We start from the raw sequence: 11927 nt of genomic DNA, 5'->3' as shown, positions 1-11927 counted from the left end.
TTCCTCATATCGCTCGAGATCGAGTGCCAAATCTCCTACAATCGTGCGGCTATCGACCTGTTTTCGGACATCGAGCCTTCAAAACCAACGCAAAAAGAATCCGTCGTCGCGACGGCCCCTACACCAGGTAGAACAGTGGGAACAGGAAGACCCACACGATGTCGACGAAGTGCCAGTAGAGACCGAAGTACTCCACCGGCCTGTGATCCTCGAGATAGGCGTCTATCGAGAGCACTCGATAGATCATAAAGCCTGCAACGAGCAGGCCGAGGATCACGTGTAACGCGTGGAGTCCTGTCGTCACGTAGTACAGCGAGTATTCGAGCCCGGAGAACCAGTAATCTCCGTCACCGAACTTGACGCTGTACTCGTAGGCCTTGACGCCCATGAACGCGAATCCGAGTAACATCGTCGCGCCGAGGGTTGCGAGAAGCCCCTTCTTGTTCTGGCGTTCTGCCATCACGAGTGCGAGGATGACGGTGAAACTCGAGGTGAGCAGGATGTACGTGTTCAACAGGCCGGGCCAGGAGGCGAACGGAATTGTCTCCCACTCGGTCCAGCCCATGTGGATGCGCATGAACACGTACGCACCGATTGCCGCGCCGAAGACGACGACGTCGGATGCGAGGAACACCCAGACGCCCATCTTGGTGTTGTCGATGCCGCCGAACGGCCAGCGTTCGGCGATGGCCATCTCGGGTGCGTTGAACTCCTCGACGCCGAACTTGAACAGCGTGTACGCGAGGATCACGAGCCCGATGACCGTGATGATCGGGTACATAATGTCCGGTTCGGCGGCGGGGCCGGCCGGGAGGCCATTAGCGATTTCGGCGTCGCCGGCTTCGACCGCCGACTCCATGAACTCGTAGACGTACGGCGTCAGTCCGGAGACTCCGAGGAACGTCACGAACGTACCCAAGCCGATACCGAACGGCCAGATACTCGCGTGATCGGCGTGCTCTTCTTCCGCCTGCGCGGCGGGTGATTCGGTCGCGACGCCGCCGTCGGTCGCCTTCGCGGCGTCGTCGACGAACTCGAGTTGGCCGCTCGCGTAGGATGGGCGGCCGCTCCAGTTCTCGAGCGGCGGGGGCGACGGAATCGCCCATTCTGCCGTTCGGGAGTATTTCCACGGGTTATCGGGTGCTTTCGGCCCGTACAGGTAGCTGTGAGCGAACGTGATAAACATGATCGCGAACGAGGTGGCGAGGACGAACGCGCCAACCGTCGCCATCTGGTGGTAGATTTGCATCCCTTCCGCGAAGTGGAAGACGCGCCGCGGCGTCTCCCAGGCGAGGAACATCGGGAAGTAAAGCAGGTTAAATCCGAAGAAGTAGACGGCGAAGTTGAGTTTGCCGAGCTTCTCGGAGTACATCTTCCCGGTGATCTTTGGCCACCAGTAGTAGAGTCCCGCGATCAACGCGGTGACTCCCGAAACCATCACGTAGTGGAAGTGAGCGACGACCCAGTAGGTGCCACGGAACTCGTAGTCCAACACGACGGCGCCGAGGAAGACCCCCGTGATACCGCCGAGGATGAACAGGACGAGCGCACCGAGACTGAACAGGAACGGCGTCGTGAATCTGACCCGCCCCTTGACCATGGTGTAGATCAGCGCGAACACCATCAGGTCGAACGGTAACGAAATCCCGATGGTGGTCGCCATGATCAGCGTCTTGATCTCCAAGTTGATCGTCGTCAGGAACATGTGGTGCATCCAGACGAGGAACGACTGGACCGCCACGAGGACCATCGCGATGATGACCCATTTCCGGCCGACGAGACGGCGACCACAGAAGGTCTGGAACGTCTCGAACATGATCCCCAGTGCGGGGAAGAAGACGATGTACACCTCCGGATGGCCGAAGAACCAGAACAGGTGCGCCCAGAGCAGTCCCGACCCTTGATCGGTCGCGAAGTACTGGGTCATCATGACCCGGTCTATTCCTAACAGTAAGAGCGCCGCGAGCAGAGCCGCGAACGCGAACAGCATCATCCAGACCGTGAGCAACCACGACCAGGTAAACAGCGGAATGTTCCACAGGCCGAGCCCTTCAGCGCGCGACCGGTGGATGGTCACGAGGAAGTTTATCGTCCCGACTGTGATCGAGAAGACGAACAGGATCAACGCAAAGACCGTGATGGTCCCCCCGGTCGTCGCTTCCACAGCGGGCGTGTACGTTGGCACATTCAGTGGTGCGTACATCGTCCAGCCGCCGGCGAACGTTCCGCCCTGGAAGAACGAGAGTGCGATCAGCAGTCCCGAGAACAGGTAGAACCAGTAACTCAACGCGTTCAATCGAGGGAACGCGAGGTCCTTGGCCCCGATCTGTAGCGGGACGAAGTAGTTCGCGAAGCCGGTTGCAATCGGCGAGAGGAACCAAAAGACCATCAACAGCCCGTGTGCCGTTACGGCCTGATTGAATCCGTTGTCAGAGAGAATGCCCGTACCGCCGCTCTGCCACAGATGCGTCCTGAAGAGGAGCGCCAGCATTCCACCAAGGACGAGGAAGAAAAGCGCTGTCGTGATGTAGAGTATGCCGACGTCCTTGTGATTCGTCGTGACCAGCCACCGTTTGATGGACGTTTTTGGCGGAAGATCACTCATCAGTTCTCACCATCCTCTTCGTCATTGTCCGTTTCGTCGTCTTCTTCCTCGTCATTATCCTCGTCTTCGTCACCGTCGTCTTCTTCATCCTCCGGCGGTTCGATCGTGAACGTTTCGTCGGACGGACCGACGAAGGTGATGCTCTCTTCGACCGGCTCGAACTCGTCGTCTTCGGGCGTGATCTCGACGTCGTAGTCGCCGCCCTGATCGATCTCGTTGATCGTGATCGAGCCGTTCTCGAACTCGTCGCCGTCGTAGGCGTAGTCGTGACCCTCTTCTTCCTGGTGCTCGAGGGTGAGCTCCTCGATGCCTTCGGTCACGGGCTCTTCGTCTTCGTCCTCAAGGGTGATGTCGAGCGTGAACTGCTCGTCAACCCACTCCTCGTAGGCCTCCTGATCCTCGAGGACGCGGAGATCATCGTCCATATTTGAGTGACCCGACCCACAGAGTTCGAAGCATTCGATCGCGTTCTCGTACTCGCCCGGCTCCTCGGCGATGAACCACGTTTCATCGGTTTCACCGGGGATAGCATCGGCTTTCACCCGTTCTTGTGTTATCCCAAACGTATGCCAGACGTCTACTGATGTGACGCTTATCTGAATAGGTTCGTCAGCTGGAACGACCAGTTCGTTCGGTTCGAGTCCGTTTTCGTACTCGTAGGACCAACTAAATGTCGCTCCCTGGACGTCGATTTCGATCGCGTCTTCGTCGAGTTCGTCGGGACCGTCTTCGACGTAGAGAAGCATCCCGTACGTCCAGACGATCAGTGCGATCACGACGATCGCACTCAGAATGAACGAGACGAATAGTTTCTTGCCGCTGCCCCCGCCTGTCGGAAGTTCTCCGAGCGCCGGCAGATTTTCGTCATCGGTACGGTCCTCCGTATCACGGTACTTGTACGCGTTGTACAGTGTATACGAGACGACGATAATACCGACGAGCGTACCGAGTGCGAGGAAGACGAGGAAGATGTCCTCGAACACGTCGACACGTGTCATCTCCTCGGCACCGGTGCCAATCTGCGATGGAGTCGGAGTTGGAAGTGCGCTGTAGATTGTGTTCACCTCTATTTCTAAACCGGGTATATGTCGGACGATGCTCGCTGGGAGCACTTATCTATTTGGAAACGCTGCCCGCTACACTGCTCACGACTGTCGCTTCAGTGGTGTCGTTCGTGACCAGTTGTGTACTCCCCGTAGTCCGTCACTAGTCTGTTTGACCCACGGGTCTTTTTTCTGTCGCTCTCAATGTGCTATTCGCAGCCAGAAACAGCGTATTACCGCTCAAATCGGCCGATGGGTCGAATATGTTCGGGTCGACACGAGGTTGGAGTGAATGTCTGAAGATCGTTACTTCCAGTCGATCAATCCCCTTACTCTTCTCGTCGACCGAACAACTGTTCGCGAAGCGTCCGCGAGGCGCGTTTTTCCGTCAGAAGCACCGGCACGTCGAGCCGATCTACGATGTCCGACACTTCCGAGCCGCGAACGTATCTCGAGAGCAAGCCGCGTCTCGTCGCACCGATGAGGACCATCGAGTGATCTGCGGCTTCCCGTTCGATTGCGCTTCCGACATCGCCCGAATCGTCGACGCGGAGCGTTGCATCTTCGAGGCCGTTCTCTGTCGCCCACTCGCTGATGAACGCTTCACCCTCTTTGCGTTCGTCGGGGGTATCGACGACGTGAAGCAGCGTAATGTCGCTTCCGTACTCTTCGCGAAGCGCCCAGGCAATTTCGCCGCTGAGTTCCGATTCCTCGCCGCCGGCGGTTGGAACTAACAGTCGGTCCGGAGCGACTTCCTCGCCGTTCAGTACCACCACGTCGGCTGGGAGTTCGTTCGTCAACTCCTCGAGCGGCCGTTCGACGCGGCCGCTCTGGAGCATCGAGCCGCCGCTTCCCATGACGATGGCCTCGACGTTGTCGGCTCGTCCGGCGTCGAAGACCTCGTCGAGCGAGCGGTGGGAAATAATCGTCTTCGTCTCGACGTCGACGTCGAACGTTTCGGTGCTCTCCTTCGCGTCGGCGAGCAGTCGTTTAGATTCGGAGCTCACTCGGTCGAGGTGGTCCGCCCCCTGTTGTAGCGGCGTCTGGTCGGGGACCTGCACGATATGTGTCGCGAGAACTGAGCCACCTTTTTCGCTCGCGAGGGCGCTCCCGAGGGTAAGGAGTGCACGTTCCGTTCGCGGATTTGCGATGGCAACCATTACTTGCGGTTCGTCCTCCCCTTTTGGTTTGACAGCGCTAACGGCTGAAACCGCTGAGTCGGGCATCTCTTCGGAGCGTTCGAGGATATAATCGCTCAACAGCCCTTCGCGGTCGGTTTTGTGGCGAGCGTAGACGAAATACCAGACGACCGCGAAGACGACGAACAACAACCCGATAGCGGACGCGACGGGGTCCATGAAGTAGATCAACGCAAGCGAGAAAACGAACCCGAGGATCGGGGTGAACGGATAAAACGGAACGGTAAACTCCGGATCGTACTCGGGCGCGTCGGCCTCCCGGAAGACGATCAATGACACGTTGATCAACGCGTAAACGACTAGGTGGAGCACGCTGGCCGCACTTGAGAGGATCTCGACGGTTTCGCCCAGTAAGACGATGAAAACGAGGATCATCACGCCGGTGACGGCAATTGAGCGGTACGGCGTCGCGTATTTCGGGTGAATCTCGTTGAGCGAATCGGAGACGATCTTGTCCCGTCCCATCGCGAAGTTGATCCGGGCCGAGGCGAGAATTGATGCGTTTGCACTCGAGGCGGTCGCTAACAGGGCGGCGAGCGTGATCGACGTGACGCCAGCACCGAGCACCGGGATATCGAATCCGGCGACCGCTATCTGGAAGTCGAAGACGACTCCCGCGGCTTCGGACATTGGCGCATCTGGATCGAGCACATCATAGGGAATCAGCCCCATCAGCAGGCCGACCAGGATCGCGTAGATGACCATGACGATCGCGACGCTTCCGATGATCGCGATCGGGAGGTTTCGACCGGGGTTTTTGAGTTCCTCCCCGATGGTAGCGATCTTCGCGTAGCCGAGGTAGGAGACGAACACGAGCGCGGCACCCGGCAGGATTTCGAACGTTCCCATCGGCGTCAGCGTTCCGTCGGTCATGACCGTGCTCCACTCGAACGAGAAGAAGCCAATGATGGCGAATATCGTGAGAATACCGAGCAACAGTGTGACGATAACCGTCTGGATGCTTCCGGTTTCTTTGGCTCCGATGTAGTTGACTCCGACGAAGATGACGCCGGCGATTATCGCGCCGATCTGAATCCCGCCGAGCGTAAACGGACCGAGCCCGATCGTCGGGAGCAAGGCGACGGAACCGAGCAGTGGCAAGGAGATCGTAACGCCCTCGAGGAGATCCGCCAGATAGCCACCGAATCCGATACAGTAGAACGCGGAGGCGAACGCGAGGCCGATCCAATCACCCATTCCGGAAATCGATCCGAACAGCGGACCGAGTGCGCGGTTGATGTAATAGTACGCGCCGCCGGCTTTCGGCATCGCCGTTCCCAGTTCGCTCACGGACATCGCGTTTATCAATGCGATCATGCCACCGAGAATGAACGAGATGACGACAGCGGGACCGACTTCCTGTGCAGCGACGCCGGGCAGAACGAAAATCCCAGCGCCGATCATCGTCCCGATTCCGATCGTCAGCGCCGAGAGGAGTCCGAGGTCTTTGGCGAGTTCTTCGTCACTCATCGTCGCCGGTCACCCCATCTACGACAGTCCGATGCGTTGTGACGGGTTCCGAGTGAGGTAGTCGTTCGCTATCGCATCGCGGTAACCACTGGGTGTCCGCTTCCTGTGGCGGTTGCGTGCTTTTAGCATCCATTCAATACACCTCCACGGATCGGTCCTCGAGACTGCAGATGAAAAAGTATCCTAACCGTCATTTCGTCTGGCATCATGTGCGGAGCAAGACCCTCAGTGGGTAAAAAGAGGACGGTATCGAAGACAAATCAGATTACGTTAGTATCCAGCACGACTTACTTACCGACGATCAGGCGATACTCTTTATATTGCGACTCTCCTAGATGTCGTATGCCAGAAGAAGTACTCTTCTCGTTCGAACGGCGGATGGATCGAGCGGAAATAGCTGATTACCTTCGGACGGTCGCCGACACGCTCGAAGGATCGGACGATCTCACGCTCGAGGCGGGTTCCGAGTCCGTAACGATGGAGCCCCCATCCAGGCCGACGTTCGAAATTAAGGCCGAACGCGAGACCTCGAGTTCCGGCGGCTCGGCCGAGTTCAGCGTCGAATTCGAACTCGAGTGGGACGAGGGTGAGGGTGACGACGGCGACGGGTCGCTTTCGATTCAGTAGGAGGGTCAACGGGTCTTACAGTTCGACGACCCAAACCTTGCTATCCTCGGGGAGATCGTAGACCGCCTGAATCGCTGCGTCGAGAAATTGTGCAATCCGGTTCGCATCAGCCTTCGCGCTCACGCGCACGTTGATACCCTGTGCGTTTTCCGGACGCGTCACTTCGTCGATCCTGAACGCGGGGAACTCCGAAAGTACGGACTTTAGCCGGTCGAGTTCGTCGTCCGTACAGTCGAGATTAACGACGCCGTCGGCGAACTGGAGCCACGGGGCACCGAGTTCGACGGTTTCGGAATCCGTCTCGAGTGCGCTCTCGTCGACTTCGACGGTCAGAAACTGGCTCCCGCGATCTCGGTGGGCAGTGATCGCGTCGACGAACAACGAACGCCGCTCTGCGGGCTCGGCCGCGTCGAATCGGCTCATACCGAAACTACGCTCTCGTTTCTTTAAGCCTTTATGCGACGGCGCTGAAGACTTTCGTATGGCACAGCCACGAATCCTGATCCTAGGGGCACCTGGAGCCGGAAAAGGAACACAGAGCGCGAAAATCACCGATCACTTCGGTATCGACCACATCACGACCGGTGACGCCTTACGAGGAAACAAGGAGATGGATATCTCCCACCTCGACCTCGAGTACGACACGCCCGGCGAGTACATGGACGCCGGCGAACTCGTTCCCGACGAAGTCGTCAATGCCATCGTCGACGAAGCGCTGTCGCAGGCCGATGGCTTTGTCCTCGACGGCTATCCGCGAAATCTCGAGCAGGCCGAAGAACTCGAGGGAATGACCGACCTCGATCTGGCTCTCAAGCTCGACGTCAGCGAGGAGGAACTCGTTCACCGCCTCACCGGCCGCCGGATGGATCCCGAGACTGGAGACATCTACCACGTCGAGTACAATCCGCCGGAAGACGACGAGGTCGAACAACGCCTGGTCCAGCGCGACGACGACACGGAAGAAACCGTCAAAGAACGGCTTCGAGTCTACCGAGAAAACACCGAGCCGGTCATCGAACACTACGAGGACGAGGGAGCGCTCGAGCGTGTCGACGGCGAGCAGGCCCCCGAGCAGGTCTGGGACGACGTCAAGGAAACGATCGAGTCGGAAACCTGAGACGGCTCACCAACGAGGATTCCGGCCACTCGAGCGAGCGACTCACCCGATCTGTCGAGACACGTACGCCCCGTTTCGTCGCTCTGTTCTGCATCCGTCCGCTGCAACGGTATTTTGTGTTTGATCTCCCGCTCGCTGTCGAAGATAAACACTTGTATATCGGACCACCCAAAGAGCGAATAGATGACGCGTACAGCCGATAAAATCAATTCTCTCGTCCGAGAGGACGGCTCGATGACCGAGGCGCTCGAGGCGATCCGCGAAACGGCGGATCAGAACGGAGGAGAGATCGAATGGTCGGACGTCCGCGACGACCTCACGAGCGGACAGTGGGGACGACTGATCGAGAAAGGGATCCTCGTCGACGGTGAGGAAGGGTTCGAAATCGCCGATAGAGAAGCCTACGACGAGGCACTGGACGGCGACGGTAGCGGTGGCGGTATCGATGTCCCCGACGTCGACATCGACGAGGAAGAAGCCAAGTGGTCCCAGTGGGACAAGATGGCAGCCGTCGGCTCCGTGCTCTTGATGATCGGCTACTGGCTCGATTCGGTTCGTAATACAGTCGGGAGTACCGTCGAAATGATTTTCGGCCCGCTCGACGCCGCGCTTCCGTTCTACGCCGTGATTCTCGCGGTTGCGATGCTCACGGGTCTGTATTCGACCCTGCTGCAGGCGAATCTGATGAACACCGAACGCATCGGCAAGTATCAAGAGCGGATGAAGGCCATGCAGGAAAAGCAAAAGGACGTTCGCGAGCGCAAGAAAGAAGCCGAAGAGCGCGACGCGAGCGAGGCCGAACTCGAGGCGCTCGAAAACGAGATGCAACAGGCTCGCGAAGAGCAGATGGAAGCCATGGCCGACAACCTCGGCATGTTCAAAGAGCAGTTCCGACCCATGGTCTGGATCATGCTCTTTACGATTCCGCTGTTCCTCTGGATGTACTGGAAAGTGCCGACGCTCGAGGGTGCCGAACAGTACGTCGTCATGCCGCTCGTCGGCGAAGTCCAGTGGCAGGAAGGACTCATCGGACCGATGTTCGCCTGGATTGTCTGGTACTTCCTGTGCTCGATGGGCTTTACGCAGTTGCTTCGGAAAGCGCTGAACATCGATATGACGCCCTCGAGTACCTGAGACTACCGTATCTCCTCGACTGTCTTGATCCATTTCCGTTGAAAAGTTTTTCTTCGAATTCGCAGTAGGCAAACGGGTACCGCATCGTTATTCGCCTTATTCATTATCAGTAACAGGTGATCCTGTTTTTGTAGCCAAAGCGTATCTCGAACTGCGCGGTACGTATAGTACGAAGACTTACCGCTAGCACCCGCGAGCGAACGGGTGCGCGGCGCAACGCGCCGCGAGTAGGCGAACGGGATACCGTGAGCCAAGTGAGCGAGCGGGCCGAGGAACCCCTCGAAGCCGCGCCAACGGCGCGGATGAGGGGGTGACGACGTGCTTTTCATCAACGCTAAGCGGGAGCGTAGCTCCCGCGAGGTTGTCGGCGCAGAGCGCCGACTGCAAGCGATTCCGAAGGAATCGCCCAGTCCGAAAGAACGCGCCGCGCTCTTTTGAGGATTTTGCCGAGAGCGGTCGCTCTGCGACCGCACGCAGAGCAAAAGGCTGGCGGCTGTCGTTACCGAATCGACCGAATAGTTATTCGGCGTTGAAGTTCGACTCGAGACCGTGAATGCCGACTGGGTCGCATCGCATTCAAAACCCATTTTACCCGGTAGCGTGGAGGTGAGATATGTTACTCACCGTCTCCGGACCGCCGGGAAGCGGAAAGAGCACGACAGCGGGGTTGCTTGCTGACGCCTTCGGTCTCTCTCACGTAAGCGGCGGTGATATCTTTCGCGAACTCGCCGACGAACGCGGGTATACGCCGCTTGAATTCAACAAACTCGCCGAAGAAAACGACCAGATCGACCACGACCTGGATCGCCGTCTTCGGGAGATCGCCACCGAAGAGGACGATCTCGTGCTCGAATCTCGACTCGCCGGCTGGCTCGCGGGCGATTGTGCCGACTTTCGATTTTGGCTCGATGCCCCCGCAAGCGTTCGCGGCGAGCGGATCGCCGAACGGGAGGACAAAGACCCGGCCCGAGCGACGGAGGAAACCCAGGCTCGAGAGGCGAGCGAAGCCCAGCGGTATGAGGAGTACTACGGGATCGACATCCGCGATTTGACGATCTACGACCTTTCGGTCAACACCGCCCGCTGGGAACCGGACGCCGTCCTCGACATGCTCGTTACCGCAGTCGACGAGTTCGACCGCGAGGGTGACGAAGGACAGAGCCCGATTGAACTGGATTACGAGTTTTGATGAATCTCCGCGGCCCACCGGACGACCGTTCACCCGCCGAGTTGCTCAGCTTCGGCGTCGTCAATCTCGATAAACCGCCCGGCCCGTCCTCCCACCAAGTCAGCGGCTGGATCCGAGACGCCGTCAGCGATTCGCTCGAACAGGCGGCGGCCGGAACGACTATCGACCGCGCCGCCCACGCCGGAACGCTTGATCCCAAGGTGACCGGCTGTCTGCCTGTCATGCTCGGGGATGCGACCCGCCTCGCGCAGGCGTTTCTCGAGGGCCAAAAGGAGTACGTCGCCGTCCTCGAGTGTCACGCGCCGGTTCCTGCGGACGTCGAACCCGTAATTTCGGAGTTCGAAGGCCCCATCTATCAAAAACCGCCCCGAAAAAGCGCCGTCTCGCGTCGCCTACGGGTTCGTAAACTGTACGATCTCGAGGTTCTCGAGGCGGGCGACCGGCAAGTCCTCTTGCGAATTCGCTGTGAAAGCGGTACCTACGTTCGAAAACTCTGTCACGATATCGGACTGGCGCTCGGAACCGGCGGTCACATGGGTCACCTTCGCCGGACGGCGACGGAGCCGTTCGACGACCGAACACTCCACACCGCCGAGGAGTTCCTCGACGCGCTCGCCTTCTGGCTCGAGGACGACGACCCGGAATCGCTTCACGAGATCGTCCTTCCCGGCGAACGGATCCTCGAACACATTCCCTCGGTCGTCATCGCCGACAGTGCAGCCCGCGAAGTCGCCGAAGGCGCGCCGGTGTACGCCCCCGGCGTACTCGACGTTCCCGACACCGACCGAGGCTCGCTCGTGACCTGTTACACGCCGAACGGAGCAGCGGTTTGTCTCGGGACGCTGGTCGGTGATGACTCGAGCGAATCGGGTACCGTCGTGGAACTCGAGCGGGTTCTGGTCTGATCCTCGAGGCCGTTCTCGTCTGGGGATATTCGCGAAACGACACGCTTAAACAGCGCACTCCCATCCGATTTACATGCGGGACCGTGGGGTAGTGGTATCCTCTGCGGATGGGGTCCGTAGGACCTGAGTTCGACTCTCGGCGGTCCCATCAGAAATTTTATAACTTCTCAACTCCGAGCAGCTCAGCCACCTCTCCGTCCAACGTTCTCAGCAACGAGGTGTGCAAGAAATGATGCGTTGGAATCCCAGCGCATCGGGCAGAAATCAGTGTCAGAAATGTGGCAGTCACGTCACTCCCGAGTTTCGTCGCGGGTACGGAGATCGGCGTGATCGCGCGCACCGCTGCCCGGAATGCGACACCATTCGGCGGCTCGGTCACGGAAGTGCTGCCGGAAAAGACGTCGTCGACGTTGATCCGCTCGAGCAACCAGATCGGTTCGGCGTTCCGATAGACGAGCTTCCGTCAAACATTCGGTCGCACGTCGAATCTCGAGCCGTTGCGACCGACGGGGGTGAGGAACGGTGAGCGATCGCCGATCCATTGCCCGTGAGCATGTTCTCGGCGCGACAGTGTGGGCCTACGGCGGTGGCACGGCGAGCATCCGCCCTTGGACAACTCGAGACCACTTCTCGCGGTT

Annotated in this window: 10 protein-coding genes and 1 tRNA gene; 7 read left to right on the top strand and 4 right to left on the bottom strand. The window is 58.9% G+C overall.

From position 1 onward, the window contains the following. Positions 1-118 precede the first annotated feature (118 nt). The 3 genes from ACZ5C7_RS20510 to ACZ5C7_RS20500 form a co-directional block, all read right to left on the bottom strand. Entirely contained in the window at positions 119-2605 is a 2487-nt protein-coding gene (locus ACZ5C7_RS20510; protein WP_464378108.1) for a cbb3-type cytochrome c oxidase subunit I, read from the bottom strand. Further along, the gene (coxB, locus tag ACZ5C7_RS20505) at positions 2605-3603 is read right to left on the bottom strand and encodes a cytochrome c oxidase subunit II (RefSeq protein WP_464378107.1); all 999 of its coding nucleotides are present in this window, start codon (positions 3601-3603) and stop codon (positions 2605-2607) included. The genes ACZ5C7_RS20510 and coxB overlap by 1 nt, the downstream gene beginning before the upstream one ends. Positions 3604-3977: 374 nt before the next feature. Then, positions 3978-6317, bottom strand: a complete 2340-nt coding sequence (locus ACZ5C7_RS20500; protein ID WP_464378106.1) for an amino acid permease — start codon at positions 6315-6317, stop codon at positions 3978-3980. 342 nt (positions 6318-6659) lie between these two features. Here ACZ5C7_RS20500 and ACZ5C7_RS20495 point away from each other — a divergent pair, with 342 nt between their 5' ends. Then, a complete protein-coding gene (locus ACZ5C7_RS20495) occupies positions 6660-6944 on the top strand; it encodes an amphi-Trp domain-containing protein (protein ID WP_464378105.1) in 285 nt (94 codons plus the stop codon). A gap of 15 nt (positions 6945-6959) precedes the next feature. Here the strand turns inward: ACZ5C7_RS20495 and ACZ5C7_RS20490 are convergent, their stop codons facing one another. Then, the gene (locus ACZ5C7_RS20490; RefSeq protein ID WP_464378104.1) at positions 6960-7367 is read right to left on the bottom strand and encodes a hypothetical protein; all 408 of its coding nucleotides are present in this window, start codon (positions 7365-7367) and stop codon (positions 6960-6962) included. A 58-nt stretch (positions 7368-7425) separates the two neighbouring features. On the opposite strand from ACZ5C7_RS20490, the gene ACZ5C7_RS20485 reads away from it, so the two are divergent. The 6 genes from ACZ5C7_RS20485 (at position 7426) to ACZ5C7_RS20460 (ending at position 11815) form a co-directional block, all read left to right on the top strand. Continuing rightward, positions 7426-8061 (top strand): adenylate kinase, encoded by a 636-nt coding sequence (locus ACZ5C7_RS20485; RefSeq protein WP_464378103.1) that lies wholly within the window; start codon positions 7426-7428, stop codon positions 8059-8061. Between the two features lie 183 nt (positions 8062-8244). Beyond that, a complete protein-coding gene (locus ACZ5C7_RS20480; RefSeq protein ID WP_464378102.1) occupies positions 8245-9195 on the top strand; it encodes a DUF106 domain-containing protein in 951 nt (316 codons plus the stop codon). Positions 9196-9808: 613 nt separating this feature from the next. Next, on the top strand, positions 9809-10384 hold the full coding sequence (gene cmk, locus ACZ5C7_RS20475; RefSeq protein ID WP_464378101.1) for a (d)CMP kinase: 576 nt from the start codon (positions 9809-9811) through the stop codon (positions 10382-10384). Beyond that, positions 10384-11289 (top strand): RNA-guided pseudouridylation complex pseudouridine synthase subunit Cbf5, encoded by a 906-nt coding sequence (locus tag ACZ5C7_RS20470; protein ID WP_464378100.1) that lies wholly within the window; start codon positions 10384-10386, stop codon positions 11287-11289. The genes cmk and ACZ5C7_RS20470 overlap by 1 nt, the downstream gene beginning before the upstream one ends. Before the next feature lie 77 nt (positions 11290-11366). Further along, positions 11367-11437, top strand: a tRNA-Pro gene (locus ACZ5C7_RS20465). 84 nt (positions 11438-11521) lie between these two features. Then, complete coding sequence (locus ACZ5C7_RS20460) at positions 11522-11815, top strand: DUF7563 family protein (protein ID WP_464378099.1); 294 nt, start codon at positions 11522-11524, stop codon at positions 11813-11815. The last annotated feature ends 112 nt before the right edge of the window (positions 11816-11927 follow it).

The sequence above is a fragment of the Halostagnicola alkaliphila genome (genome assembly GCF_055379965.1).
This window is presented reverse-complemented; position numbering and strand designations above follow the sequence as displayed.

Coding starts and splice junctions, on each gene's coding strand:
- ACZ5C7_RS20510 (WP_464378108.1), bottom strand. CDS start 2,605: ATGAGTGATCTTCCGCCAAAAACGTCCATCAAACGGTGGCTGGTCACG.
- coxB (WP_464378107.1), bottom strand. CDS start 3,603: ATGACACGTGTCGACGTGTTCGAGGACATCTTCCTCGTCTTCCTCGCA.
- ACZ5C7_RS20500 (WP_464378106.1), bottom strand. CDS start 6,317: ATGAGTGACGAAGAACTCGCCAAAGACCTCGGACTCCTCTCGGCGCTG.
- ACZ5C7_RS20495 (WP_464378105.1), top strand. CDS start 6,660: ATGCCAGAAGAAGTACTCTTCTCGTTCGAACGGCGGATGGATCGAGCG.
- ACZ5C7_RS20490 (WP_464378104.1), bottom strand. CDS start 7,367: ATGAGCCGATTCGACGCGGCCGAGCCCGCAGAGCGGCGTTCGTTGTTC.
- ACZ5C7_RS20485 (WP_464378103.1), top strand. CDS start 7,426: ATGGCACAGCCACGAATCCTGATCCTAGGGGCACCTGGAGCCGGAAAA.
- ACZ5C7_RS20480 (WP_464378102.1), top strand. CDS start 8,245: ATGACGCGTACAGCCGATAAAATCAATTCTCTCGTCCGAGAGGACGGC.
- cmk (WP_464378101.1), top strand. CDS start 9,809: ATGTTACTCACCGTCTCCGGACCGCCGGGAAGCGGAAAGAGCACGACA.
- ACZ5C7_RS20470 (WP_464378100.1), top strand. CDS start 10,384: ATGAATCTCCGCGGCCCACCGGACGACCGTTCACCCGCCGAGTTGCTC.
- ACZ5C7_RS20460 (WP_464378099.1), top strand. CDS start 11,522: ATGCGTTGGAATCCCAGCGCATCGGGCAGAAATCAGTGTCAGAAATGT.